Annotated in this window: 29 protein-coding genes and 1 tRNA gene; 6 read left to right on the top strand and 24 right to left on the bottom strand. The window is 67.9% G+C overall.

Annotation, left to right across the window (positions count from 1 at the left end):
* Positions 1-450 precede the first annotated feature (450 nt).
* Positions 451-1,125, bottom strand: coding sequence for a 7-cyano-7-deazaguanine synthase QueC (queC, locus tag VFK57_04330; protein HET7694912.1), 675 nt, complete (start codon positions 1,123-1,125; stop codon positions 451-453).
* Between the two features lie 22 nt (positions 1,126-1,147).
* On the bottom strand, positions 1,148-1,804 hold the full coding sequence (locus VFK57_04335; protein ID HET7694913.1) for a radical SAM protein: 657 nt from the start codon (positions 1,802-1,804) through the stop codon (positions 1,148-1,150).
* A gap of 40 nt (positions 1,805-1,844) precedes the next feature.
* On the opposite strand from VFK57_04335, the gene VFK57_04340 reads away from it, so the two are divergent.
* The 4 genes from VFK57_04340 to VFK57_04355 all read left to right on the top strand — a co-directional run bounded on the left by VFK57_04340 (position 1,845) and on the right by VFK57_04355 (position 4,598).
* A complete protein-coding gene (locus tag VFK57_04340) occupies positions 1,845-2,987 on the top strand; it encodes a DUF2157 domain-containing protein (protein HET7694914.1) in 1,143 nt (380 codons plus the stop codon).
* Positions 2,984-3,325 (top strand): GDYXXLXY domain-containing protein, encoded by a 342-nt coding sequence (locus VFK57_04345; protein ID HET7694915.1) that lies wholly within the window; start codon positions 2,984-2,986, stop codon positions 3,323-3,325. The genes VFK57_04340 and VFK57_04345 overlap by 4 nt, the downstream gene beginning before the upstream one ends.
* Positions 3,326-3,430: 105 nt before the next feature.
* On the top strand, positions 3,431-3,667 hold the full coding sequence (locus tag VFK57_04350; protein HET7694916.1) for an ArsC/Spx/MgsR family protein: 237 nt from the start codon (positions 3,431-3,433) through the stop codon (positions 3,665-3,667).
* Positions 3,657-4,598, top strand: a complete 942-nt coding sequence (locus VFK57_04355; protein HET7694917.1) for a DUF72 domain-containing protein — start codon at positions 3,657-3,659, stop codon at positions 4,596-4,598. Before VFK57_04350 ends, VFK57_04355 begins: the two co-directional genes overlap by 11 nt.
* Here VFK57_04355 and VFK57_04360 read toward each other — a convergent pair.
* The 21 genes from VFK57_04360 to queA all read right to left on the bottom strand — a co-directional run bounded on the left by VFK57_04360 (position 4,573) and on the right by queA (position 20,368).
* Positions 4,573-5,109, bottom strand: coding sequence for a peptidylprolyl isomerase (locus tag VFK57_04360; GenBank protein ID HET7694918.1), 537 nt, complete (start codon positions 5,107-5,109; stop codon positions 4,573-4,575). The two genes, VFK57_04355 and VFK57_04360, sit on opposite strands and share 26 nt — an antisense overlap.
* A complete protein-coding gene (gene nth, locus VFK57_04365; protein HET7694919.1) occupies positions 5,106-5,756 on the bottom strand; it encodes an endonuclease III in 651 nt (216 codons plus the stop codon). Before nth ends, VFK57_04360 begins: the two co-directional genes overlap by 4 nt.
* Positions 5,757-5,784: 28 nt before the next feature.
* A complete protein-coding gene (locus tag VFK57_04370; protein ID HET7694920.1) occupies positions 5,785-6,702 on the bottom strand; it encodes a D-glycerate dehydrogenase in 918 nt (305 codons plus the stop codon).
* A 10-nt stretch (positions 6,703-6,712) separates the two neighbouring features.
* Positions 6,713-6,931, bottom strand: coding sequence for a hypothetical protein (locus VFK57_04375; GenBank protein ID HET7694921.1), 219 nt, complete (start codon positions 6,929-6,931; stop codon positions 6,713-6,715).
* A complete protein-coding gene (locus VFK57_04380) occupies positions 6,928-7,200 on the bottom strand; it encodes a EutN/CcmL family microcompartment protein (GenBank protein HET7694922.1) in 273 nt (90 codons plus the stop codon). The genes VFK57_04375 and VFK57_04380 overlap by 4 nt, the downstream gene beginning before the upstream one ends.
* Positions 7,200-7,469 carry a EutN/CcmL family microcompartment protein gene (locus VFK57_04385; protein HET7694923.1) on the bottom strand — a complete coding sequence of 90 codons (270 nt, stop codon included), beginning with the start codon at positions 7,467-7,469 and terminating at the stop codon, positions 7,200-7,202. Before VFK57_04385 ends, VFK57_04380 begins: the two co-directional genes overlap by 1 nt.
* Before the next feature lies 1 nt (position 7,470).
* On the bottom strand, positions 7,471-7,740 hold the full coding sequence (locus VFK57_04390; protein HET7694924.1) for a EutN/CcmL family microcompartment protein: 270 nt from the start codon (positions 7,738-7,740) through the stop codon (positions 7,471-7,473).
* Positions 7,741-7,766: 26 nt separating this feature from the next.
* Positions 7,767-8,057 carry an ethanolamine utilization microcompartment protein EutM gene (eutM, locus tag VFK57_04395; protein HET7694925.1) on the bottom strand — a complete coding sequence of 97 codons (291 nt, stop codon included), beginning with the start codon at positions 8,055-8,057 and terminating at the stop codon, positions 7,767-7,769.
* A 52-nt stretch (positions 8,058-8,109) separates the two neighbouring features.
* Positions 8,110-8,958, bottom strand: a complete 849-nt coding sequence (locus VFK57_04400) for a class II aldolase/adducin family protein (protein ID HET7694926.1) — start codon at positions 8,956-8,958, stop codon at positions 8,110-8,112.
* Positions 8,955-9,206, bottom strand: a complete 252-nt coding sequence (locus VFK57_04405) for a hypothetical protein (GenBank protein HET7694927.1) — start codon at positions 9,204-9,206, stop codon at positions 8,955-8,957. The genes VFK57_04400 and VFK57_04405 overlap by 4 nt, the downstream gene beginning before the upstream one ends.
* Entirely contained in the window at positions 9,203-9,799 is a 597-nt protein-coding gene (locus tag VFK57_04410) for a tetratricopeptide repeat protein (protein HET7694928.1), read from the bottom strand. Before VFK57_04410 ends, VFK57_04405 begins: the two co-directional genes overlap by 4 nt.
* 84 nt (positions 9,800-9,883) lie before the next feature.
* Positions 9,884-10,627, bottom strand: coding sequence for a pyridoxine 5'-phosphate synthase (locus VFK57_04415; GenBank protein HET7694929.1), 744 nt, complete (start codon positions 10,625-10,627; stop codon positions 9,884-9,886).
* A gap of 15 nt (positions 10,628-10,642) precedes the next feature.
* Positions 10,643-11,974, bottom strand: a complete 1,332-nt coding sequence (gene glmM / locus VFK57_04420; GenBank protein HET7694930.1) for a phosphoglucosamine mutase — start codon at positions 11,972-11,974, stop codon at positions 10,643-10,645.
* The gene (locus VFK57_04425; protein ID HET7694931.1) at positions 11,971-12,882 is read right to left on the bottom strand and encodes a CdaR family protein; all 912 of its coding nucleotides are present in this window, start codon (positions 12,880-12,882) and stop codon (positions 11,971-11,973) included. Before VFK57_04425 ends, glmM begins: the two co-directional genes overlap by 4 nt.
* Complete coding sequence (gene cdaA / locus VFK57_04430) at positions 12,882-13,682, bottom strand: diadenylate cyclase CdaA (protein ID HET7694932.1); 801 nt, start codon at positions 13,680-13,682, stop codon at positions 12,882-12,884. The genes VFK57_04425 and cdaA overlap by 1 nt, the downstream gene beginning before the upstream one ends.
* Positions 13,683-13,745: 63 nt before the next feature.
* The gene (gene folP, locus VFK57_04435; protein ID HET7694933.1) at positions 13,746-14,567 is read right to left on the bottom strand and encodes a dihydropteroate synthase; all 822 of its coding nucleotides are present in this window, start codon (positions 14,565-14,567) and stop codon (positions 13,746-13,748) included.
* A gap of 163 nt (positions 14,568-14,730) precedes the next feature.
* The gene (ftsH, locus tag VFK57_04440) at positions 14,731-16,656 is read right to left on the bottom strand and encodes an ATP-dependent zinc metalloprotease FtsH (GenBank protein ID HET7694934.1); all 1,926 of its coding nucleotides are present in this window, start codon (positions 16,654-16,656) and stop codon (positions 14,731-14,733) included.
* Positions 16,653-18,104 (bottom strand): tRNA lysidine(34) synthetase TilS, encoded by a 1,452-nt coding sequence (tilS, locus tag VFK57_04445; protein HET7694935.1) that lies wholly within the window; start codon positions 18,102-18,104, stop codon positions 16,653-16,655. The genes ftsH and tilS overlap by 4 nt, the downstream gene beginning before the upstream one ends.
* Positions 18,105-18,201: 97 nt before the next feature.
* Positions 18,202-18,278: transfer RNA gene (locus VFK57_04450), tRNA-Met, on the bottom strand.
* Between the two features lie 45 nt (positions 18,279-18,323).
* A complete protein-coding gene (locus tag VFK57_04455; protein HET7694936.1) occupies positions 18,324-19,262 on the bottom strand; it encodes a hypothetical protein in 939 nt (312 codons plus the stop codon).
* Between the two features lie 47 nt (positions 19,263-19,309).
* A complete protein-coding gene (gene queA / locus VFK57_04460) occupies positions 19,310-20,368 on the bottom strand; it encodes a tRNA preQ1(34) S-adenosylmethionine ribosyltransferase-isomerase QueA (protein HET7694937.1) in 1,059 nt (352 codons plus the stop codon).
* A 20-nt stretch (positions 20,369-20,388) separates the two neighbouring features.
* Between queA and VFK57_04465 the strand changes: the two genes are divergently transcribed.
* The gene (locus VFK57_04465; protein HET7694938.1) at positions 20,389-21,567 is read left to right on the top strand and encodes an AI-2E family transporter; all 1,179 of its coding nucleotides are present in this window, start codon (positions 20,389-20,391) and stop codon (positions 21,565-21,567) included.
* Positions 21,568-21,603: 36 nt separating this feature from the next.
* Here the strand turns inward: VFK57_04465 and VFK57_04470 are convergent, their stop codons facing one another.
* A complete protein-coding gene (locus VFK57_04470) occupies positions 21,604-22,074 on the bottom strand; it encodes a DUF4112 domain-containing protein (GenBank protein HET7694939.1) in 471 nt (156 codons plus the stop codon).
* A gap of 106 nt (positions 22,075-22,180) precedes the next feature.
* Between VFK57_04470 and glgX the strand changes: the two genes are divergently transcribed.
* The gene (glgX, locus tag VFK57_04475; protein ID HET7694940.1) at positions 22,181-24,328 is read left to right on the top strand and encodes a glycogen debranching protein GlgX; all 2,148 of its coding nucleotides are present in this window, start codon (positions 22,181-22,183) and stop codon (positions 24,326-24,328) included.
* Positions 24,329-24,339: the final 11 nt, after the last annotated feature.

Below are 24,339 nucleotides of genomic sequence, written 5' to 3' on the forward strand. Positions count from 1 at the left end.
GAGCTCGAAGGAGCACATCTTCGCTGGTCGAAGGGGTCGAAGGTCGAAGGTTAACCATTCCCTCATAAGGAGCACATCTTCGCTGGTCGAAGGGTCGAAGGTCGAAGGTTAACCATTCCCTCATAAGGAGCCACATCTTCGCTGGTCGAAGGGGTCGAAGGTCGAAGGTTAACTATTCCCTCATAAGGAGCACATCTTCGCTGGTCGAAGGGGTCGGAGGTTGAAGGTTAACCATTTCCTCATCTGGCGGTCGAAGTCCTTGTTCCTTCGACTCGTTGTTCCTTTGACACCTTCGACCTTCGCTCTTCGACTCCTTCGACGCGGCCGCTGGACGCTCCTTCGCCACCTTCGTCGTCCTTCGACTCCTTCGATTAAACCGACACGGGATCCACCACGGACCCGGCCGCCGGACGCTCCTTCGCCACCTTCGTCGTCCTTCGACTCCTTCGATTAAACCGACACGGGATCCACCACGCCCGCCTCGGCGAAGCCCTTCGCCCTGATCCGGCAGCTGTCGCAGCGGCCGCACGGGCGGCCGCCCGGGCCGGGATCGTAGCAGCTCGACGTCAGCGCGTAGTCGAGGCCGAGCGCAAGGCCGCGCCGGATGATCTCCGCCTTCGACAGGTGCAGCAGCGGCGCGAGAATGCGAAGCGGACGTCCTTCGGCCCCCGCCTTCGTCGCCAGCGCGGCGAGCCGTTCGAACGCCTCGAGATACTCGGGACGGCAGTCCGGATAGCCGGAGTAGTCCAGCGCGTTGACGCCGATGACGATGGCCTCGGCGCCGGCGACCTCGGCCCACGCCATGGCCAGCGACAGCAGCACCGTGTTGCGCGCCGGGACGTACGTCGAGGGAATGCCTGCCGCCTCGAGCGGGCGATCCTTCGGAACGACGCCGTCCCCGACCAGCGCGGATCCGCCGATCCGCGACAGCGGCACGTCGAGCTCCAGATGGCGCACCGCGCCCAGCGCCGCCGCTGCCCGGCGGGCGCACTCGATCTCATGTGCGTGCACCTGGCCGTAGTGCACGGTCAGCGCGTACAACGTGTAGCCGTCCGAGCCGGCAATCGCGCCGGCGGTGTACGAGTCGAGTCCGCCGCTGAGCAGAACGACGGCGCCGCGCTTCATGACGATCGATGATTCGCCGGCATCAAACGCCGCGCGTATCCGGCGCCCAGATGTACTTGTGGGCCTGCAGTTGCAGACGCACCGGAAGACGGTCGGCGAGAATCCATTCGGCGAGCTGCTTCGCCTCGAGCACGCCGTGCACCGGCGAGAACAGCACCGCCGCACACCGCGCCAGCAGATCGTGGCGGGCGACGACGTCCCGGGCGAATTCGTAGTCGGCGCGATCCTTGATCACGAATTTCAGCTCGTCCGAGGAGCGGAGCCGCTCCAGGTTCGGCCAGTGCATCTTCGCCGACTCGCCGCTGCCGGGGCACTTGATGTCGATGACGCGGACCACCCCGGCCGGCACGGCGTCGGCGCTCAGGTGCCCGCCGGTCTCGATCATCACGGTGCGTCCGTCGTCCAGCAACCGCTCCATCAGGCGGTAGACCTCCTTCTGGAGCAGGGGTTCGCCGCCGGTGATCTCCACGACGTCGCAGCCATACTCGCGCACCCGCTCGACGACGTCGTCCACGGTCATCCTGCGCCCTTCGGTGAACGCGTACGGGGTGTCGCACCACGAGCAGCGCAGGTCGCAGCCGGTCAGGCGGACGAAGACGCACGGACGCCCGGTGTGGGTCGATTCCCCCTGGATCGAATGAAAGATCTCGTTGACCGTCAGCATGGCCCGCCGAACCATCTATTTTACCGCTGATACGGCGTAGAATCCGTGTGGCCGCATGGACCTCAACTGGAGACGCGACGTCGATCGCTGGCGCGCCGCCGGCGTGATCGACGCCGAGACGGCGGCGCGGATTCAGGCGTTCGAGCAGTCGCGCGCGGGATCGACCCGCCTGCGCTGGCCGATCCTGATTGCGCTCGCCTTCGGCGCCGTGATGATCGCCGGCGGCATCCTGCTCTTCGTGGCGGCCAACTGGGACGCGCTGTCACCGGCGAGCCGCTTCGGGCTGGTTCTGCTGCTGGTGTCCATCTTCCACGTCGCGGGCGCGGTTGCGGCAGAGCCGTTCCCCGCGATGTCGCAGGCGCTGCACGGCATCGGCACCGTCGCGCTCGGCGCCGGGATCGCGCTGAGCGGGCAGATCTTCAATCTCGAGGAACACTGGCCGGGCGGCATCATGCTCTGGGCGGCTGGCGCGGCGCTGGCCTGGGCGGTACTGCGGCACACGGCGCAACTGGCGCTGGTCGCGGTACTCGTGCCGGCATGGCTGATGGGCGAATGGATGCTCGCCATCGAGGACAGAGCGCGGCTCGGGATCATCGGCGTCGGCCACGCCGCCGAGGTCGCGACATCGGGAGCGCTCCTGCTGGCGCTGACGTATTTGAGCGCCGTCGCCGCCGACAAGGCGACGCGCTCGCGGCGCATGCTGATGTGGATTGGCGGCGTCGGCGGAGCCATGGCGGCGGTCGTGTTCGCCGGCGTCAACATGGGCTCGCCGAACGACCCGCGGCCTGACCTCACGCTGCTGTGGATCGCGGGCTGGACGATCGCCTTCGCCGCCCCGCTGCTTCTGGCGGCGGCGCTGCGCGGGCGCGACGCCTGGACGAACGCGATCGCCGCTGTCTGGGTGGGTGCGATGGTGTTCGTGCCCGGTCTCGATCGCGGCGTGGCGACGTTCGGCTGGTGGGCGCTTGGCGCGGTCGGCCTGATCGCCTGGGGCGTCCGCGACGGCCGGGTCGAACGGATCAACCTCGGCGCGGCCGGCTTTGCCGTGACCGTCCTCGCCTTCTATTTCTCCCGCGTGATGGACAAGCTCGGACGGTCCGCCGCGCTCCTGATCCTCGGACTGCTGTTTCTCGGCGGCGGCTGGGCGCTCGAACGCATGCGCCGGCAGCTGGTCGCGCGCACCCGCGAGGACCGATGACGCCGCTGGTCAAAGGACTCGTCGTCGCTGCGCTGCACGTCGCGCTCACCGCCAGCCTTGGCGCCAAGCTGTTGATCGACCGCGCCATGCGGCCGCGCGTGTGGGTTCAGGTGGTCCCGGTCGATCCCGACGATCCGCTGCGCGGGCGCTACGTGCGGCTCCGCGTCAAGGACGGCGACGAACAGCTGGCGTTCTTCATTCCGGAGCACATTCCCGACCCCTCGATCCGCGAACCGGGCGAAGAGCTGTGGGCGGAAGTGACGCTGCCGCGAAAGGGTCCGCCGCGGCCGATCCGGCTCGCGGTGAAGAAGGACGGTGTGCTGACCCCTCTCAGATAGGACAATAGGGGCATGGCGAAGCCGGTCTTCTACACCAAACCCACCTGAACCACGTGCAGGAACGCCAGGAGTTTCCTGGACGAACGCAACATCGCCGTCGAGCAGATCGACATCAACAAGAACCCGCCGAGCCGCGCCTTCCTCGAGCAGCACGTCGACGCGCAGCGCTTCCTCGACTTCGTGAGCACGCGCAGTCCGGTGTTCAAAGCGCGGCCGCTGCCCGCGTCGAAGAAGGAGGCGATCGATTTGATGATGGAGAACCCGAACCTGATCAAGCGGCCCATCCTGGTTCGCGGTTCCAGAGCGACCTTCGGCTTCGACAAGACGGCGTATGGCGCGTGAGGGGCGCATCCGGGTCGGCACGTCCGGCTGGAGCTACCCGTCGGGCGAAGGCACCTGGAAGGGTGTCTTCTATCCCGAGAAGAAGCCGAAGGAGTTCAACGAGCTGACGTTCTACGCGGAGCACTTCGACACGGTCGAGGTGAACTCGACCTTCTACCGCATCCCGGCGGTCAAGACGGCTGAAGAATGGGCGAAGCGCACGCCGAAGGACTTCGAGTTCTCGCTCAAGCTGTTTCAGAAGTTCACCCATCCCGAGATGTTCCTGAAGGCGACCGGCAGGGATCCGGCGGACGTCGATCGCAAGGACGTCGACGAGTTCCGCGCCGTGCTCGACCCGCTGGCGGGCGCCGGGAAGCTGGGCGCGCTGCTCGCGCAGTTCCCCGCCAGCTTCAAGAACGAACCGGGCTCGCGCGATTATCTCGCCTGGCTGCTGCACGCGTTCCGCGAATACGACGTCGCGGTCGAGCTGCGCCATCGGAGCTTCAGCGACGACCCTGGCGAGACGATGGATCTGCTCGCCGAGTACGGCGCGGCGCTGGTGCAGATCGACGAGCCCAAGTTCAAGACCTCGATCCGCCAGGACCGGCGCGCCAACGTCAAGACGTTCTTCTACCTGCGGCTCCACGGCCGCAATGCGGCGCAGTGGTGGACGCACGACAAGTCGGAGGACCGCTACAACTATCTCTACTCGGAAGCGGAGCTGGAACCGTTCGTCGACGCGGCGGAAGAGGCGGTCGAGAAGGTGAAGAAGGCGTATCTCTACGCCAACAACCATTTCTCGGCGAAATCGGTCGCCAACGCCGCGACGATCAAGAACAAGCTCGGGCAGCCGCTCGACGGCGAGTACCCCGAGACGTTCGTGCGGCGCTACCCGGACCTGAAGGGACTGGTGAAGATCCTGCCGGCTACTCCTTCACCGAAGCTCGTTTGAGAACGTCGCCGCGCTGAATCTTCGCGACCACGTCCATGCCCTTCAGCACTTTTCCGAAGACGGTGTATTTCCCATCGAGCTCCGGCGCCACGCGCCGCGTGATGTAGAACTGGCTGTCGGCATCAGCGGGGTTGCCGGAGTAGCCCATCCCCACCGCGCCCACGCCGTGCCGCCGCTTCTTCGTGATCTCGCCGACCCCGATCGGCTTGCCGCTGCCCTGCCGTCCCCACCAGGCCTGGCGGCTCACGTCCCGCGTGACGGGATCGCCGACCTGGACGACGAAGTTGGGATCGACGCGATGGAAGCGCAGCCCGTTGTAGAAGTTCTTCTTCACCAGTTCGACGATCCGCGCCACGGTCTTCGGCGCCTCTTCGGGGTAAGTCTCGAATTCGATGGTGCCTTTCGCGGTCTCGAGCACGATGACGCGTCCGGCGCCCGGAGATTTCTGCTGGGCGGAGACAGACACCAGCCAGACCACCGATACCGCGAGGGCCGCAACAAGTCTTCTCATGGTTTCACCAACTTGCCGATCTTCCTTACGCCGATTTTCGGGCAAACGTCCACGAGCACGCACTGCGGGCACAGAGGATACACCGGACGGCAGACGTTCTGGCCCCAGGTCACGAGGTAGAGGTTCACCAGCGGCCACCAGCGGCGCGCCACCACGCCGTACAGCGCGTGCTCGGTCTCGTCCGGCGTCCGCGTCCCCACCCAGCCGAGACGGTTCGAGATGCGGTGCACGTGGGTGTCGACGCAGATGTTCTGGGTGCTCGCGTGCGCGAGAATCAGCACCAGGTTCGCCGTCTTCCGTCCCACGCCAGGCAGCGTCAGCAGCTCCTCCATCGTCGCCGGGACGCGGCCGCCGAAGCGCGTCACGAGCTGGCGGCACGTCTCGCGGACGTGGACCGCTTTGTTGCGGTAGAAGCTCGCGGGGTAGATCAGCTTCTCGATCCGCGATTCGGGCAGCTTCGCCATCTCGCGAGGGGTGCGCGCGACGCGGAACAGCCGCTCGGACGCCGCGGCCGTCACCGCGTCCCTGGTCTGCGCCGACAGCATCGTCGCGATCAGCACCTGAAACGGATCTTCCTGCTGATCCTTCGCGACCTTCTCGACCGCCGGCTGGTCGAGACCGTCGATCGCCTTCGTCAGGCGGCGCATGACGAGATCGACGGGCGCCGCGACGGGCTTACGAGGCAATCGGGGTGAGTGGTTCGGAGCCGGCGAGGACGCTGAGCACGTTGCGGGCCGCGAGCTCCGCCATCGCGGTCCGCGTTTCGCGGGTGGCGCTGCCGAGATGCGGCACCAGGATGACGTTCTCGAACTGCAGCAGTCCGGGGTGCACCTCCGGCTCGCGCTCGTAGACGTCGAGGCCCGCGCCCGCGATCAGGCGCTCGCTCAGCGCCCACACGAGCGCCTCTTCGTCGACGACGGATCCTCGCCCGGCGTTGACGAGGAACGCGGAACGCTTCATTCGCGCGAAGGTCTTCTTGTTGAAGAGATGCCTGGTCTCCGGCGTCCCCGGCACGTGAATCGAAATCACGTCGGAGGAGACGAGCAGCGCATCGAACGGCATGTCGTGTTTCGCGAACACTGCCTTCATCCCGAACGCGGACGCTTTGGCCGCCACGGCGCGTCCGATCCGGCCGCGGCCGACGATCCCGAGCTGCTTGCCGCGCAGCTCCGTTCCGAGCATGAAGTCCAGCGCCCACCCCTTCCAGCGGCCCGCACGGACGAGGCGGTCTCCCTCGGCGACGCGCCGCGCGATCCCGAGAATCAGCGCCCACGTCAGCTCCGCGGTGGCTTCCGTGAGAACGTCTGGCGTGTTGGTCACGATCACGCCGCGCTTCGCGGCGGCGGGCAGGTCGATGTTGTCGTATCCGACGGCGATGTTGGCCACGATCTTCAGCGCAGGCGCGGCCTGGAGCAGCGCGCGGTCGATCCTGTCGGTCAGCACGCAGATCAGCGCGTCGGTGTCGGCGACGCTCTGGATCAGCTCCTCGCGCGGGATCGCGCCGGGGCCGCTATAGACGTCGACGCGGTGCTGCGCCTCGAGCAGGGTGAGAACGGACGAAGGTACGCGCCTGGTGAGAAGGACTCGTCCCAACGACTGGAGCCTAATGGCCGTGCGTCTGGCAGTACCCGCAGTGGTTGCAGGCGACGCCCGGTTCGATGATGCAGGGGCCGTCCGAGGGCGGCAGCGCATATTGATAGCTGCTCGGATGCGGCGTCAGGTGAAGCAGGCGGGGCTCGTCCTGCACCACGGGGTCGCCGCCCCGCGCGGACACGCGGGCGATCGTCTCGCGGATGATCGAGCGCAGCGCGTCTTCGTTCATGCTCCCGTCTCCACCGCGTCGATGATGCCGATGATCGCCGCGTCCACCGCGGCCGCCTTCCTGCCGAGCGCCTGGCCGGCGGCCTTCCCTTCGATCACGACCAGCACCCGCTCGCCCACGCCGGCCCCCACCGAATCGATCGCCAGCAGCGTCGTGCCGCGCGGCTGCCCCTCGAGCGACAGCGGCTGCACGAGCAACAGCTTCGCCCCTTCGAGCTTCCGGTTCTTCTGCGTCGCGACGACGGTCCCCACTACGCGGCAGATCTGCATCAGGATTCCGCGTTCCAGTGGTCGACGATGCCGACGATCGAGGCGTCGGTCGGCGGCTCGACCGGATAGAACGGGAACGCGGCTTCGCGGCCGCGGACGAAGAACACGTTTTCACCGACGCCGGCGCCGACGGAATCGAGCGCGACCAGGGTGCGCCCGGCCGCCTCGCCGGCGGCGTTGAGCGGCTGCAGGACGAGCAGCTTGGTGCCCGTGAGGTTCGCGTCCTTGATCGTCGCCACCACTTCGCCGATCACCCTGGCGAGCTGCACGTCAGTCCCTGACTTCGACGGCGTCGACGATGCCGACGATCGCGGCGTCCACGGGGCAGTCCTTGAGGCCGGCGGCCATGCGCGCCGAGCTGCCGCTGACGATCAGCACGGTTTCGCCGAAGCCGGCGTCGACGGTGTCGACGGCGACCAGGTAGTTCCCCTCGGCCTTGCCTGACGGATCGACGGGCCGCGCGACCAGGAGCTTGGAGCTGACCAACCGCTCGTCCTTCCGCGTCGCGACCACGGTCCCGACGACCTTGGCGAGAATCATTTATTCGCGCAGCTCGCTCGCCGGCGTCACTTCGCGGCGGTGGCCTTGCCGATGGGCAGCGCGTCCTCGAGGTTCGCGTGCGGACGAGGGATCACGTGCACCGACACCAGCTCGCCGACGCGCCGCGCCGCCGCCGCGCCGGCGTCGGTGGCCGCTTTCACGGCGGCGACATCGCCGCGCACGATCGCGGTGACGTAGCCGGCGCCGATCTTCTCCCAGCCGACGAGCGTCACCTTGGCGGCCTTGACCATCGCGTCCGCCGCTTCGATCATCGCGACGAGACCCTTGGTCTCGACCATCCCTAGCGCTTCACCCATTACTCTCTCCTTGTCTTCCGGCCGACGCCGGAAGGCACCACGTACCGGTTTCTCACGCCGATGATCTGCCGATCTCCCGGACAGCCGCCTCGATCAACGCGGTCAGTTCCCGGTATGTTAGCCGAATTTCGCCGTCCTTACCCGCCGCGCCGGCGGCGTCGGCAACCAGCCGCGGGCCGTCGGTGTCCGGCGCGAACACCGTCTGGCAGTTCACCGAATCACCGAGCGCGGCGGAGTCCGGCTGACAGATCGGCGCCGGCGCCGCGATCCCGTACATGCCGCGCAGCCCCTGCAGCCGATCGACCTCCTGCCGCGACAGCAGCCGCTCGCCGCCCAGCAGGCGGGCCACCAGGCTGATCTTGGCGAAGTGCTCGATCGTCTCCATCTTGTAGTACGCCGCGAAGACGTCGCCGCCGATCGTGAGCGCGCCATGATTCGCCAGCAGCATGCCGTCGTGCGCTTTCACGTACTTGCGGACGGCCTCGGGCAGCTCCCTGGTGGACGGAGTCGCGTATTCCGCAATCGGCACGCTCCCCAGGGTCGTCACCACCTCGGCCAGCACCGCCCGATCGAGCGGAATGCCGGCCACCGCGAAGCCGGTCGCGATCGGCGGATGCGCGTGGACGACCGCCCTGGCGTCCGGCCGCTGCCGGTACACCTCGAGGTGCATCTGCATCTCGGACGACGGATCGCGCTCCCCTGCGAGCTTGCGCCCCTCGAGATCGGTGATGCACATCATCGCCGGCGTCATGAAGCCCTTGCAGACGCTCTTCGGCGTCATCAGCAGACGGCCGGCGTCGAGCCGGACGCTGATGTTGCCGTCGTTCGACGCGGTGTAGCCGCGGGCGTAGAGCCGGCGGCCCACCTCGACGATCGCGTCGCGCAGCTCCTGCTCGTTCATTTGGCGAACTTCGCCTGGTAGGCGCGGCGGCACTGGTCGGAGCAGAAGAAGCGCATCTCGCTGCCGCTGCCGAACGACGGCGCGTTCGTCGGCGCGACGAAGGTGCCGCAGATCGGATCGCGCACCAGCGCGACCGCCTGCGGCGCCGACGCGGCGCCGCGGATCCCGTCGACGATGCCGCGGACCAGGCGCATCAGGGCGCGGATCACCAGGATCAGCAGTACCAGCTTGAGAATCCAGCCGGTCATTTCTTCTCGACGTCCGGGTGCGCCGCCTTCACGCCCGCCAGCGCCTGCTCTGCGGCGCGGGCTTCGTCGCTGCCGGGCGCCGCCGCGAGCACGCGCTGCCACGCCTCGGCCGCCCCCTTGAGGTCCTGCTTCCCGAAGGCGCGGACGATGCCGACGTTGAGCAGGGTCTTGGCATGTCTGGCGTCGATCGCCAGCGATCGATCGAACTGCTGCAGCGCCTTGTCCGGCTGGTTCATGTAGTAGTACGCGATCCCGAGATCGGTACTGGCGTTCACGTCTTTCGGCTGAATCTCGAGCGCCGCCTGGTACCATTCCGCCGCCTCGGGGAAACGGCCGGCGTCGAAATAGAGATTGCCGAGCTGCACGCGCGACGCCGCGTCGCGCGGATTCTGCTGCGCGGCCGTCTTCAGCGCCGACGCGCGGGTCTCATCGAGCGGCGGCGCCGCCTGGGCACCGCTGTTCGCCGGTTGGCTGGCCGCGGCGGGCGCGGCGGTGGGCGAGGGTGGCACGCCCTGCTGGCTGCCGAGGATCCAGCCGACCAGGACGCCGAAGAACACTCCGGCCAGGCCGACGACGAGCGATTCTTTAGACACGGCGGATCCCGATCATATTTCATCCGCGGGGTCTCGACCCTCGGACTCCCCCACACGCGCCAGGCTCGTCCGCACGGACCCCTCCTAGCGCGGAGCCTCACAGGCGCGGAGGTAGTCGCGGACGGCGCGGTCCAGGCCGACGTACAGCGCGTGGCTGATGAGCGCATGGCCGATCGAGACTTCGTCGAGATGCGGCAGCGTGCGGAACAGCGTCAGGTTGTCGAGGTCGAGATCGTGGCCGGCGTTGACGCCCATGCCGAGCGCGTGGGCGACGTTCGCCGCTTCGATGTAACGGCGGAAGCTGGCGTCCGCCTGGGCCGCCCCCTGCTTGTACGCCCGCGCGAAGGGCTCGGTGTAGAGCTCGACGCGATCGCCGCCGATCGACGCCGCCCATTCGACCGCCGCCCGCTCCGGCTCGACGAACAGGCTGACGCGAATGGCGCGCGAGCGCAGGTCCTCGACGATGCCCTGCATCTCGCCGCGCGGCGTGTCGGGCGGCCAGCCCGCCTGGCTGGTCACTTCGCCGGGACGCACCGGCACGAGCGTGCACTGGTGCGGCCGCACCTCGCGGACCATCGCCAGCAGATCGGGGCGCGGATCCCCCTCGATGTTGAACTCGACCGTGCCACGGTGCGGCGCGAGGAACTGCGCCAGCGCCGGCACGTCATGCCGGGTGATGTGCCGCTCGTCGGCGCGCGGATGGATCGTGATGCCGTGCGCCCCCGCGCTGACGCACACCCGCGCCGCATCGACCACCGACGGCAGCGCCCCGCCGCGCGAGTTGCGCAGCGTCGCCACTTTGTTGACGTTCACCGAAAGACGCGCCACGTTCCGATCACCCGATCACCCGAGGTGCTGCTTCACGCTCTCGGCGATTTCGCGGGCCCAGCCTTGAATCTCCTGCTGATCCTTCCCCTCGATCATCACCCGCAGCAGCGGCTCGGTCCCCGAATACCGTACCAGCAGCCGCCCTTGCCCGGCCAGCCGCGCTTCCACGCGATCGAGCGAAGCGGCAATCGCCGGCACGGAGCGGAGCTCCTTCTTCTCCCTGACCCGGACGTTGACGAGCACCTGCGGGTACGACACCAGCTGCGACGCCAGATCGGCCAGCTCGCGGCGGGTGTCGGCCATCACCCGAATCACGTTCAGCGCCGTGGCGATGCCGTCGCCGGTGAACAGATGATCGGAAAAGATGATGTGGCCCGACTGCTCGCCGCCGATCGCGATGCCGCGCTTGAGCATCTCTTCCATCACGTGCTTGTCGCCGACCGGACAGCGGACCAGCTCGATGCCCGACTCGCGCAGCGCGATCTCCAGCCCGATGTTGCTCATCACGGTCGCGACCAGCGCATCCCCGTGCAGGCGCCCCTGCGCCTTCATGTGGCGCGCGCACATCAGCATGACCGCATCGCCGTCGACGATCCGGCCTTCGTGATCCACGAAGATGGCGCGATCGCCGTCGCCGTCGAACGCGACGCCCAGGCGATGGCCGCCCTGTCGCACGACGGCCGCGAGCCGTTCGGGATGGGTGGAGCCGCAATCGAGATTGATGTTCCTGCCGTCCGGCTCGTCGCCGATGACCGTCACCTCGAAACCGAGCTCGCGGAACAGCCGGGGCGCCACCGTCGTGGTCGCCCCGTTGGCGGTGTCGATCGCGACCTTGAACCGTCCGAGGCGCTCGGGCTGCGGCAGCGCGCGTTTGAGGTGCTCGAGATACGCGTCGATGACGTCCGTGCGTTCGACCGGCGGCAGGCCGCCGGCGGGCACGTGCCAGCTGGTGTCGTGGACGATCGCCTCGACCTGCAGTTCGAGCGTCTCGGTGAACTTCTCACCGCGTCCGGAGAACACCTTGATGCCGTTGTCCTCGAACGGATTGTGGGACGCGCTGATCACCAGGCCGGCGTCGAAGCCCATCGCCCGCGTCACGTAGGCGATCGCCGGCGTCGGAATCACTCCGGCGGACGTGATCGACGCCCCTTCGGCGTGAATGCCGCGCCCCAGCTCGCGTTCGATCCAGTCGCCCGACTCGCGCGTGTCGCGGCCGACGATGAAGCGGAGCGGACGCGCGTCGCGCATCGCCCGGACGAGCGCCGCCCCCAGACGTGCCACGGTCTCGTGATCCAAGGGATGGACACCGGCTTTGCCCCGGACGCCATCCGTACCGAACAGCCTCACCGAATCACCACTGACACCACCGCAGGCTCGATCTGGACGACGCCGAAGTTCTCCGACGGCTCCACCTGAACCCGCAAATTGTACCGGCCCGAGCCGAGCCCGGCAAGGTCAACGAACGCGTCGACGCTGTCGGCGCGAACCGCGGCAAGCGCGTCCCTGGCGCCGCGGACGGTGACGCGCACCAGTTGCGGCGAGAGATTCCCGCGCAGACCGGCGCCCAGGTTCCGGTACCGCACCGGCACGTCCGTCACCTGCCGCTCGACCGGCGCCGGCCAGATCTCGACGGCGACCTGCGCGCTCTGCGCCTGCACCAGGCGGACCGAGGCATCCACGACGCCGATGGTCACGCCGTCGCGCACGCGCGAGCGCGCGTCCTTCACCGACACCGGCTCCGTGGTCGCTTCCGCCACCTGGCGGACGCGCGATTCAGGCCCGACGATCTCGACCGACGGCGGATCCGCGGTCACGCGGCCGACGACGAACCCGGGCGCCGGCTCCCCTTCGACGGCGGGGACGACCGGCACCGTGCGGCGCGCCGATTTCTCCAGTTCGAGCGCGAGCGTCGCCGGCACCACCTGCGACACCTCGATGCCGAAGGGCACGCGGACTTCGTCGGCGCGGATGTGGAACAGCCGCGAACCGGCGCGCGCGCCGGCCAGATCGAGGACGGCGACGATCTCGCCCGGCTGGACGCGGCTCAAGGCGGCCGACGATCCGCGCAGCCGGACGTCGACGCTGTCCGGCGCGTTGCCGACGATTTCCAGCGCGTCTGGAATGTTGCGGAACTCGAGGGGCGCGCGGAGGCTGCGTTCGACGACGTGCTCGCCGGCGAGCGTGAGCCAGAGCACCGACGCCAGCGCCACGGCGACCGCCTTGAGACCGAGGTTGCGGAAGGGGTTGTAGCGCATCAGCGTCCGTGCCCCGCGAACCCGCGGCGCTGCTGCACCAGCCCGCGCAGCCGCTCGCGAAGTTGATCGGGCGACAGCCCGCGCTCGATCTCTCCCTTGAGCGAAATGGAGATCAGGCCGCTCTCTTCCGACACCACGATGGCGACGGCGTCGCTCTCTTCGGTGAGGCCGATGGCTGCCCGGTGCCGCGTGCCGAGTTCACGGCTCAGCCGCGGATTCACGGTCAACGGCAGGAAGCACGCCGCAGCCGCCACCCGCCCTTCCTGCAGGATCACCGCGCCGTCGTGCAGCGGCGAACCCGGCCGGAAGATCGTCACGAGCAGGTCGTAGGTGAGCGTGGCGTCGAGCGGAATCCCGCTCTCGATGTAGTTGCGCAGCCCGATCTCCCGCTCGACCGCCACGATCGCCCCGATCCGCTGCTGCGACAGCATCGTCGCGGCGACGACAATCTCCTCGATCGTCTCCGCCGCCGCCTCCTGGCGGTTGAAGTAGCGGAAGAACGGCGCCTGCCCGAGCCGCGCCAGCGCGCGGCGGATGTCGGACTGGAAGATCACGATGGCGGCGAACGCGACGTAGAGCAGCGCGTTGCGAATCAACCAGTTGAGGGTCTGCAGCGGCGCCAGCTGCGAGACGTAGAAGAGCGCGACCACGAAGAACGACCCGACCGCCATCTGGACGGCGCGCGTGCCCCGGATCAGCTTCAGGAACTCGTAAATCAGGAACGCGACGACGGCGATGTCGAGCAGATCCCACCAGCCCACGGGCGGCCGCCGCAGCAGATTGGCGAGATAGTCGGGCATTGGGCTGTAAGCTTATCAATTCCCAACTCCCAACTCCCAACGCCCAGGTAACACCGTTGGGGATTACTTGGGAATTGGGAATTGGAGGTTGGGAATTGACTGGGCTGCAGCTCGTATCAGATCGGCGACGCGCGCTACATCCACCATGGCTTTCACGCCGTGCACACGGACGATGTGCGCTCCCAGGAGAATGCTCGCGGTCACGGCCGCGGCGGTCCCCCACTCGCGGTCTGCTGCGGGGCGTTCGCCGAGCGCCGCTTTCAGGAAGGACTTCCGCGATGGACCCGACAGTATCGGACGCTCGAGCGCGTGAAGAGTATGAAGCTGCGCCAGCAGCGCGGCGCTGTGCTCGGCCCGTTTCGCGAAACCGAAACCGGGGTCGATGACGATGGCCTCGCGCGGGATTCCGGCGGCCGCCGCTCGCGCGATGGCGTCGCGCAGCTCGCTCGCCACTTCCGCGGCGGGATCGCGATAGCGGGCCAGCTCGTACATGCCGCTCGACCGTCCGCGTGTGTGCATGAGGACGACGGCCGCCCCTGTTTCCGCCACCACGCCGCCCAGTTCGGGCTCGTACTGCAGCCCGCTGACGTCGTTGACGATCGAGGCGCCCGCGGCAACCGCCTCGCGCGCGACCGCGGCCTTGTAGGTGTCGATTGAAAGGGGAACGGTCACCCGCCCCGCGAGACGCTCGATCACGGGAATCACGCGGCGGAGTTCCTCGGCCTGCGGCAGCGGCTCGGCGCCAGGCCTGGTCGATTCGCCCCCGACGTCGATGATGTCGGCGCCGTCTTCCACCATGCGCAGCGCCGCGTCGACGGCGCGATCCGGATCGAGGTGAAGTCCGCCGTCAGCGAAGGAGTCGGGCGTCACGTTCAGGATGCCCATGACGAGCGTACGCGCCCCGAGCCGGAGAGGCTCCCTGCGCGGAAGAGGAACCGTGAAGGAAGGGCGCCGGATCATGTGGGAATTTGGAAATTTGGAAATCTAGGAATTTGGAAATCTAGCCAGATTTCCACATTTCCACATTTCCAAATTCCCAAATTCCCGATCACTCCTGGGTGAGCGGTTTGTTGAGCGGCGGGATCTGGAGCGGCCGCTCCTTGGCCGTCTGGCGCGCCGCGTCCGCGACGGCGGCGGGCGACGGCGGCGGCTTGTGCGCCTCGAGCGCCTCGCCGGCGACGATCCGGCGGACCTGCTCGGCGTCGAGCACCTCGCGGGCGAGCAGCTCCTCGGCGATCCGCTCCAGCGCAACCTGGTGCTGCTGCAGCAGTTCCTTGGCGCGCTCGTAGTTCATGGTGACGAACCGCTTGATCTCGTGATCGATCCGAATCGCGGTGTCTTCGCTGTAGTCCTGGTGCTGCGCGATCTCGCGGCCGAGGAAGATCTGCTCTTCCTTCTTGCCGAACGTGAGCGGCCCCATCGCGTCGCTCATACCCCATTCGCAGACCATCTTGCGCGCCAGCTCGGTCGAGCGCTCGAGGTCGTTGCCGGCGCCGGTGGTCATGCCGCCGTTGGTCAGCTCCTCTGCCAGGCGGCCGCCGAGCAGAATGGCGATCTGATCGTTCAGGTAATCGCGCGTGTAGTTGTGCTTGTCCCCTTCGGGCAGCTGCATCGTCACGCCGAGCGCCATGCCGCGCGGGATGATCGTCACCTTGTGAATCGGATCGGCGTGCGGCAGCACCACCGCGAGCAGCGCGTGGCCGGCCTCGTGGATCGCGGTGACCTTCTTCTCTTCCTCGGAGATGATCATGGAGCGGCGCTCGCTGCCCATCATCACCTTGTCCTTGGCGAACTCGAAGTCGTGCATGCGCACGACCTTCTGGTTGTAGCGCGCCGCGTTCAGCGCCGCCTCGTTCACCAGGTTCGCCAGGTCGGCGCCCGAGAAGCCGGCCGTGCCGCGCGCGAGCACGTGGATGTTCACGTCGTCAGCCAGCGGAATCTTCTTGGTGTGGACCGCCAGGATGCCTTCGCGCCCCTTGACGTCGGGACGGTTGACGACAATACGGCGATCGAACCGGCCCGGGCGGAGCAGCGCGGGATCCAGCACGTCGGGACGGTTGGTCGCGGCGACGAGGATGACCCCCTCGTTCGACTCGAAGCCGTCCATCTCGACGAGCAACTGGTTGAGCGTCTGCTCGCGCTCGTCGTGGCCGCCGCCGAGGCCGGCGCCGCGATGGCGGCCGACGGCGTCGATCTCGTCGATGAAGACGATGCACGGGGCGTTCTTCTTGCCCTGCTCGAACAGGTCGCGGACGCGCGAGGCGCCGACGCCGACGAACATCTCGACGAAGTCGGAACCGCTGATCGAGAAGAAGGGAACGTTGGCCTCACCGGCGACGGCGCGCGCGAGCAGCGTCTTGCCCGTCCCGGGCGATCCCATCAGGAGGACGCCCTTGGGAATGCGGCCGCCGAGCTTCTGGAACTTCTGGGGTTCCTTGAGGAACTCGATGATTTCCTGGAGCTCCTCCTTGGCTTCGTCGACGCCGGACACGTCCTTGAACGTGACCTTCTTCTGCGAGCTGGACGAGAGCTTCGCCCGGCTCTTGCCGAACGAAAGCGCCTTGTTCCCGCCGCTCTGCATCTGCCGCATGATGAAGAGCCAGAAGCCGATCATCAGCAGGATGGGCGCCCAGGAGTACAGCAGCGTCGCCCACGGACTGGTCGTCTCCGGCTTGGCGGAGATCTGCACCCCCATGTCCTGGAGCTTGTTGGCCAGGCCTTCGTACTGTCCCGGCGCGTAGGTCCGGAACTTCGTGCCCGTGCCGTCGCCGGCGCTCGAATTGTTCAATTCACCGGTGATTTCGTTGCCGGTGATGAGCACCCGCGCGACCTGGCGCTTCTCGACGTATTCCAGGAACGTCGAAAACGCCATCGGCGTCTCGTTGCGCTGGAACGTCGTGGAGAACTGCCAGATCATGACCCCCACGACGATGAGGACCATCCAGAACAGCAAGCTCTTGAGGGTCGAGTTCAACCTGGGCCTCCTAAATGCCTGACTTTCAAGAGTATCACGCCTTGTGACGGGTCCGTGACGCGAAAGTCCTCTGCAACCGACTGGCCGACGACCCACACGATCCGGTCGTGGGCGTCGACAACGAGCGGGACCGCATCCCGGTCTTCCCGCCTGACCTTCCGATCCACCAGGAAATCCTGCAATTTGCGGCGCCCCGGCGCCCCGAGGGGCCTGAACCGGTCGCCGGCGCGGCGGCTGCGGACCGCCAGCGGCAGGGCCAGCGCCCCGGCCGCGACGCCGACCTCGCTGCCCCGCCCCTCCCAGTTGCTTTGACGCCGGTCGGCGCCATCCGGCCCCTCCAGCCGCTCGGCGCCCACCGCATGCGAGCCGACCTGGACCTCACCAGGGATAGACAGCGCCACGGCGAAAGAGGTCCCGCCTTCGCGCTTCGCGCTTCGGCGGGCAGGCCCGCGAGACCGCGATTGACCAGCCGGTCGCAACTCGATCCGGTCCCCCACGCGCACGGCAATCTGTCCCGGCAGGCTGATGGCGCGCCCTTCTCCTGCGGCCGCTCCCTCGGCGAGGGCCAGGAGTCGATCGACGTGCTCGAAGTGGATGGGCTTCGAACCGGCGAGCCGTTGGAGGGCGGCGTGCGCGACGCGCGAGCTCAGCGCGCGCGGAGCGCTGCTGAGGCCGGCCGCGTCCAGTCTGACGGATACATCAGATAAGACGACGCGCGCGGCCAGTTTGATTGCTTCGGCGTGAAGAAAATCTTCATCCTGCCGCGCCAGTTCCGCCGCGCGCGCGAGCACGCCGGTGATGCCGGCCGAAAAGTGTGAGGCCAGGTATGGAAGCAGCTCGTGGCGGACGCGGTTGCGCGGAATCGCCACGTCCGCGTTGGTCGCGTCCTCGCGGAAGCCCTCTCCCCGCGCCGCCAGGAAGTCGCGCAGCGCACCACGGTCCGCTTCGAGGAGCGGCCGCACGATGTGACCCGCGCGCGGCCGGATCGCGGCCAGGCCGCGCGTCCCGGCGCCGCGCATCAGGCGCAGCAGGAACGTCTCGGCCTGATCGTCCTTGGTGTGGGCCGTGGCCACCACGTCAGCGTGCAGCGCCGCCGCGGCGCGGGCGAAAAACGCGTGGCGCGCCGCGCGCGCCGCATCTTCAATCGACCGCCTGCCGTCGCGCGCGAGCGCCGCGACATCGGCCCGCTCGGACACGAACGGCACCTGCAGACGTGCCGCAAGAGCCGCGCAGAACGCCTCGTCGGCGTCGGCCTCGGCACCGCGCAGTTGATGATTCAGGTGCGCCGCGCCGGCGACGGTGAGATCCCCCGCCGCCTCGAGCTGCTTCAGGATGACGAGCAGCGCGACCGAGTCGGCCCCGCCGGACAGCGCGACCGCGACGCGCGCCCCCGACGGCGGCCACAACGCGTGACGCTCGACGAACCGCCGGACGGCGTCCAGGAGCATCGGGATTTGGAAATCGGGAAATTTGGAAATCTGGGAATTTAAGGGGTAACGGACATTGCCAAATTACCCGATTTCCAAACTTCCAAATCGTGAAAAATGGTGCCGGTGCAGGGACTTGAACCCCGGACTCCGCGGATATGAGCCGCGTGCTCTAACCAACTGAGCTACACCGGCGGGAAACATCGATTATACCCGATGCCGCCGGCCGCTCCCGATCCCCTACTCGTCCACCAGCGCTGCGGCGAGCAGCGGGATCAGGATCTCGTGGTGTCCGACCAGCGAATAACCGGTGCCGATGCCGGCCACCGGCCGCGACACCACGTTGGTCTGCGGCCGGTACTGCCGGACGAAATCGATGTTCACGGTGGTGAGCCCCTGGAGCGATCGGCCGGTGTTGCGCGCCAGAGCGACGGCTTTCAGGAAGACTTCCGGCAGGACGACGGCGGATCCGCAATTCAGGTAGACGCCGTGTTCGAGCCGGGCGACGTTCGCGACGAAGTACCGGAAATCGCGGAGGCTGCCCTCGCCCAGCGCGGCGCCCGACGCGTCCTTGTGCATGTGGATGATGTCGGTGCCGAGGGCCACGTGGACCGTGACGGGAATCTCCAGCCGGCCCGCCGCGGCGAGAACACTGACGTTGGCGAACGGCGGCTGGCGCCGGTGCACGTAGTCGATGACCGCCTGGCCAAGGCCGAGACCTGCGGCGACGCCGTGATTGATCGCCGCGTTGAGCTCGCGCCCGGTTTCCTCGGCCATGCCGAACCGGCCGGGACCCAGCGCTTCGTCGACGTCCTCGGAGGTGGCTCCCGACAGCGCCAGCTCGAAGTCATGGATGACGCCGGCGCCGTTCATCGCCAGCGCGCAGATGTAGCCGCGCTCCATCAGGTCGACGAGCACGGGCGACAGGCCGGTCTTCAGCACGTGCGCGCCGATCCCCCAGATCAGGCCGTGCCCGCCGTCCCGGGCAGCGCGCATCGCCGCCGCGACTGCTTTCAGATCCGCGCCGCCGAGAATCGATGGAAGCGACTGCACCAGCGCCGCGCCGGCCGCATCCTTGAACGGGCGGGCGAAATCCGCGGCGTTCGCCTTGCTCTTCCGCGACGCCAGCGGATACGTCTTGACGCCGGAAAGATCGAATTCTTCGTAGCCGAACTTCACGGCCGGACTATACCTCGGACGTCCTCATCATCGCCCACGGTTCATCGTCAGAGCACCAGCATGGCGTCGCCGTAGCTGTAGAACCGGTAGCGCTGCGCCACCGCCTGGCGATAGGCCTCGAGCACCCGTTCGCGCCCGGCGAACGCGCTCACCAGCATCAACAGGGACGACTTCGGCAGGTGGAAGTTGGTGAGCAGCCCCGAGATGACCCGGAACTCGAATCCCGGGTAGATGAAGACGTCCGCCTCTCCGCGTCCCGCGGCAGGCCGTCCGCCGCCGCGCCGCGCCGCATGCTCGAGCGCGCGCGTCGTCGTCGTCCCGACGGCGATGACGCGCCGGCGCTCGTCCAGCGCCGCGTCGATCGCGCGCGCCGCAGCCTCGCCGATGTCGTAGGGCTCCGGATCGACGACGTGATCCTGGACCTCGTCGACGCGGACCGGCTTGAACGTGCCGTAGCCGACGTGCAGCGTGATGGTGGCGCGCTCCACCCCGGCGCTCGACAAGGCCTCGAGCAGCGAGGCGTCGAAGTGCAGTCCCGCCGTGGGCGCGGCGACCGAGCCGCGATGGGCCGCGAACACCGTCTGATAGCGCTCGCGATCCGCCGCGGTGTCGTCGCGATGGATGTACGGAGGCAGCGGCACGTGCCCGAGCGCGTCGATCGCATCGGCGACGCGGCCGCGCTCCGGCGTCAGCCTGATCCTGCGCCGCCCGAAGAAGAGCCGCTCGAGCACCTCGCCGTGCAGCCGGGCGCCGGCGCCTTCGAAGACCACGCGCGCACCCGGCTTGAGCTTCTGGCCCGGATGCATCAACGCCTGCCAGACCTCCGCGCGATCGGCGGACGCTTCGCCCTCCGCCTGCAGCAACAGACACTCGACCGCGCCGCCGCTCGGCACCCGGCGCCCGATCAGACGCGCCGGAAACACGCGCGTGTCATTGGCGACGAGCAGGTCGCCGGCGCGGAGCCATCGCGGCAGGTCGCGGATCGAGGCGTGCGACACGGCAGAGGTCGAGCGGTCCAGGACGAGGAGCCGCGACGCGCCGCGCGCCACTGCGGTCTGCGCGATCAGTTCTTCGGGAAGCTCGAAATCGAATGCCTCGACCTTCAACGAGTACAATCATCCCGCAGATGGCCGAGAGCGTGCAGCCCGCGAAGGACCCGCTTCCGCCAACGCCCGGGCAGGAGGGAGAGCCCGCTCCCACCGTCGTCGATTTCCCGCGCGCCCGCGGCTTCGCCATCTCGGTGCTGTCGGCGATCGGCCTGATCGTCGCGCTGCAGTGGAGCCAGTCGGTCCTCATCCCGCTCGTGATCGGGATCCTGCTCGCCTACGCGCTCGAGCCGCTGGTGTCGGCGCTGGGGCGCATCAAGGTGCCGCGCTCGGTCGGCGCCGCGTTCGCGCTCCTGCTGTTCGTCGGGATTCTCGCCGGCGGCGCCTACGCGCTGAGCGGCCAGGCGCTGCAGATCGTCCGGCAGGTGCCGGAAGCGGCGCAGCGCGTGCGCGAGCGGTTTCGCTCGCACGAGCGCAGGCCGACGGCGCTCGGCGAGGTGCAGAAGGCGGCGAGCGAACTGCAGCGCACCGCCGAAGTCGCGTCCCAGTCGGATCCGTCGCGCGACCCGACCGCCCGCGACGTCCAGAAGGTGCAGGTCGTCGAGCCCGCGTTCAACGCGCGCAGCTATCTCTACTGGGGCGGCGTCAACCTGATGGCGGCGGCCGGCCAGTTCGCCGTCATCCTCTTCCTCGTCTACTTCTTTCTCGTCACCGGCGACCTCTACAAGCGCAAGATCGTCAAGATCGCCGGTCCGGCGCTGCGGCAGAAGAAGCTCACGGTTCAGATCCTCGACGAGATCAACGTGCAGATCTCGAGCTTCATCCGCGTGCAGATCCTCACCAGCTTCCTCGTCGGCGTGGCGACGGCGGCCGTGTTGTGGTTCTTCGGCGTCAACCAGTTCATCGTCTGGGGACTGCTCGCCGGCATCTTCAACTCGATTCCGTACCTCGGGCCGATCATCGTCTCCGGCGGACTCGCCGTCGTCTCGTTCATGCAGTTCGACGATGTGGGAAAGGCAGTGACGGTCGCGGCGGCGGCATTCGTCATCACCAGCCTCGAAGGGTTCCTGCTCACGCCGGCGCTGATGAGCCGCGCGGCGCGGATGAACCCGGTGGCGATCTTCGTCGGCCTGCTCTTCTGGGGATGGCTGTGGGGCGTGTGGGGCGCCGTGCTTGCGGTTCCGATGCTGATGATGATCAAGGCGGTGTGCGATCACATCGAGGAGCTGCAGCCCGTCGGCGAGCTGCTCGGCGAGTAGACAGTGCGCGGTGCGTCAGTGCGTGCACACCACTGACTAGGTGCGCCCGCGAAGGGCCTGGTCGAGCCAGGCGAAGCCCCACCACACCAGGAGCAGCGGCAGCACCGCGACCACGACGATCACGGCGCTGCAGAGGATCACGAACACGTAGTCGAACGACGTCGCCCGCTGCCCGGGCATCGCGTGGCGCTCGAGTAGCGCCAGGTTCCACTCGGTCGCCTTCCAGCCGAAGTCGAACAGGTCGCCGACCACGGGAACGACGCCCGACACGCCGTCGATCAGCGCGTTGAAGACCATCCGCGCCAGCACGATCTTCGGCACGTGCATGCGCGCGCCCTGCCAGATCATGAACAGCGACAGCACCGGCGACGCCAGGTCGCCGATCCCCGGCACCAGCCCGAGAATCGGATCGATGCCGAAGCGGACGTTGGTCCCGGGAATCCGGAACGCGCTGTCGAAGATCCGCGCCCACCGCCGCAACAGATCGAGGTTCCGCTGATTGGTCATCGGCCGCTCCAGATTTCCACATTTCCCAATTCCAGATTTCCAGATTTCCAGATTTCCAAATTTCCAGATTTCCAAATGACAATGGGCTGTTGTGGCAAACCGATCGATGAGAGTGTGGCCCGGGGCGCCGTATCCGCTCGGGGCGACCTGGGATGGCGTCGGGGTCAATTTCGCGCTGTTCTCCGAGCACGCGACGCGCGTCGAGCTCTGCCTGTTCGACTCGCCCGACGACGAGAGCGAGTCGTTGACGATTCCGCTCACCGAGCACACCGACATGGTGTGGCACGGCTATCTGCCGGACGTGCGCCCGGGCCAGCTCTACGGCTACCGCATCCACGGACCCTACGAGCCGCACCTCGGCCACCGTTTCAATCCCAACAAGATCGTCATGGATCCGTACGCCCGCGTCGTGGGGCGACCCGTCCGCTGGGACGAATCGCTTTTCGGCTTTGCCGCCGGCCAGGACGATGCGACGTTCGACGTGCGTGACAGCGCCCCCTTCGCGCCGCTGGCCGCCGTCGTCGATCCGGCGTTCACCTGGGGCGGCGATCGGCCGCTGCGGACCCCCTGGCACCAGACGCTGATCTACGAGCTGCACGTGAAGGGGTTCACCGCGGTCCATCCCGACGTGCCCGACTCGCTGCGCGGCACGTACCTGGGGCTCGCCTCGGAACCGGCGATCCGCCACCTGGTGTCGCTGGGCGTCACCGCGGTGGAGCTGATGCCGGTGCATCACCACGTCGACGAGTGGCATCTCGTCAAGCGGGGGCTGAGCAACTACTGGGGCTACAACACGCTGTCGTACTTCGCGCCGGACTCACGCTTCTCGAGCGCGCCGGCAGCGCCGCTCGAAGCGGTGCGCGAGTTCAAGATGATGGTGCGGGCGCTGCACGCCGCCGGCCTCGAGGTGATCCTGGACGTCGTCTACAACCATACCGCGGAAGGGAATCATCTCGGCCCGACGATTTCGCTGCGCGGCATCGACAACGCCAGCTACTACCGGCTGCAGCCGCACGCGCCGCGGTATTACGAAGACTTCACCGGCTGCGGCAACACGCTGAACATGCGCAGCCCGCGCGTGCTGCAGCTGATCATGGACAGCCTGCGCTACTGGGTCACCGAGATGCACGTCGACGGCTTCCGCTTCGATCTGGCGAGCGCCCTGGCTCGTGAGTTGCATGCCGTCGATAAGCTCGGGGCGTTCTTTGACATCATTCACCAGGATCCGATCCTCTCGCAGGTCAAGCTGATTGCGGAGCCGTGGGATCTCGGTGAAGGCGGCTATCAGGTCGGCAACTTCCCGACGAAGTGGACGGAGTGGAACGGCAAGTATCGCGACGCCGTGCGCCGCTTCTGGCGCGGCGACGGCGGCACGCTCTCGGAGCTGGCGACACGGCTCTCCGGGAGCAGCGACCTCTACGAGCAGAGCGGCCGCCGTCCGTACGCCAGCATCAACTTCATCACCGCGCATGACGGCTTCACGCTTGCGGATCTCGTCACCTACAACGACAAACACAACGAGGCCAACGGTGAGCAGAACCGCGACGGCGAGCGGCACAATCTCAGCTGGAACTGCGGCGTCGAAGGGGAGACCGACGATCCGCAGATCCGCGAGCTGCGGGCGCGGCAGCGCCGCAACTTCATGGCGACGCTGTTGCTGTCGATCGGCGTGCCGATGATCAGCGGCGGAGACGAGCTGTGCCGCACGCAGGGCGGCAACAACAACGGCTACTGTCACGACGGCCCGATCAGCTGGACGGACTGGACGCCGTCCGCCGACCGGCGCGAGTTCCTCGAGTTCACGCGGCGGCTGATCCGCATCTGGCGGGATCACCCGGTGCTCCGCCGGCGGAAGTTCTTCCAGGGGCGCCGTCTGCGCCGCGGCGACGTGCTCGACATCGCCTGGCTCGATCCGACCGGCGCCGAGATGACCGACGAGACGTGGAACGCGCCCGAGGGGCGCGCGCTCGGCGTGCGGCTGAACGGCGACGGCATCCAGGAGGTCAACGAGCGCGGCGAGCGGATCATCGGCGACACCCTGCTCGTCCTGCTGAACGGCGACGCCGCGGCGATTCCCTTCGTGCTGCCGCCGACGCTGGCGATCGAGCGCTGGCAGACGCTGCTCGACACGGCGGAGCCCTGGCAGGCGCCGCGCCGCCTGCGCGGCGGAGACATCTACGATCTGGCCGGACGATCGCTCGCGGTCCTGAAGCTGAGCAACCGCAAAGACGATCTCCGCGCGCCGGGTGAGTGAAATCTGGAAAT

This window comes from Vicinamibacterales bacterium, from assembly GCA_035699745.1.
GTDB lineage: Bacteria > Acidobacteriota > Vicinamibacteria > Vicinamibacterales > 2-12-FULL-66-21 > JAICSD01.

Bases quoted from the DNA above. Each gene is read 5' to 3' on its own strand.
- queC (HET7694912.1), bottom strand. From the start codon at position 1,125: ATGAAGCGCGGCGCCGTCGTTCTGCTCAGCGGCGGACTCGACTCGTAC.
- VFK57_04335 (HET7694913.1), bottom strand. From the start codon at position 1,804: ATGGTTCGGCGGGCCATGCTGACGGTCAACGAGATCTTTCATTCGATC.
- VFK57_04340 (HET7694914.1), top strand. From the start codon at position 1,845: ATGGACCTCAACTGGAGACGCGACGTCGATCGCTGGCGCGCCGCCGGC.
- VFK57_04345 (HET7694915.1), top strand. From the start codon at position 2,984: ATGACGCCGCTGGTCAAAGGACTCGTCGTCGCTGCGCTGCACGTCGCG.
- VFK57_04355 (HET7694917.1), top strand. From the start codon at position 3,657: ATGGCGCGTGAGGGGCGCATCCGGGTCGGCACGTCCGGCTGGAGCTAC.
- VFK57_04360 (HET7694918.1), bottom strand. From the start codon at position 5,109: ATGAGAAGACTTGTTGCGGCCCTCGCGGTATCGGTGGTCTGGCTGGTG.
- nth (HET7694919.1), bottom strand. From the start codon at position 5,756: ATGCGCCGCCTGACGAAGGCGATCGACGGTCTCGACCAGCCGGCGGTC.
- VFK57_04375 (HET7694921.1), bottom strand. From the start codon at position 6,931: ATGAACGAAGACGCGCTGCGCTCGATCATCCGCGAGACGATCGCCCGC.
- VFK57_04380 (HET7694922.1), bottom strand. From the start codon at position 7,200: ATGCAGATCTGCCGCGTAGTGGGGACCGTCGTCGCGACGCAGAAGAAC.
- VFK57_04390 (HET7694924.1), bottom strand. From the start codon at position 7,740: ATGATTCTCGCCAAGGTCGTCGGGACCGTGGTCGCGACGCGGAAGGAC.
- eutM (HET7694925.1), bottom strand. From the start codon at position 8,057: ATGGGTGAAGCGCTAGGGATGGTCGAGACCAAGGGTCTCGTCGCGATG.
- VFK57_04400 (HET7694926.1), bottom strand. From the start codon at position 8,958: ATGAACGAGCAGGAGCTGCGCGACGCGATCGTCGAGGTGGGCCGCCGG.
- VFK57_04405 (HET7694927.1), bottom strand. From the start codon at position 9,206: ATGACCGGCTGGATTCTCAAGCTGGTACTGCTGATCCTGGTGATCCGC.
- VFK57_04425 (HET7694931.1), bottom strand. From the start codon at position 12,882: ATGCGCTACAACCCCTTCCGCAACCTCGGTCTCAAGGCGGTCGCCGTG.
- cdaA (HET7694932.1), bottom strand. From the start codon at position 13,682: ATGCCCGACTATCTCGCCAATCTGCTGCGGCGGCCGCCCGTGGGCTGG.
- folP (HET7694933.1), bottom strand. From the start codon at position 14,567: ATGGGCATCCTGAACGTGACGCCCGACTCCTTCGCTGACGGCGGACTT.
- tilS (HET7694935.1), bottom strand. From the start codon at position 18,104: ATGCTCCTGGACGCCGTCCGGCGGTTCGTCGAGCGTCACGCGTTGTGG.
- VFK57_04465 (HET7694938.1), top strand. From the start codon at position 20,389: ATGGCCGAGAGCGTGCAGCCCGCGAAGGACCCGCTTCCGCCAACGCCC.
- VFK57_04470 (HET7694939.1), bottom strand. From the start codon at position 22,074: ATGACCAATCAGCGGAACCTCGATCTGTTGCGGCGGTGGGCGCGGATC.
- glgX (HET7694940.1), top strand. From the start codon at position 22,181: ATGAGAGTGTGGCCCGGGGCGCCGTATCCGCTCGGGGCGACCTGGGAT.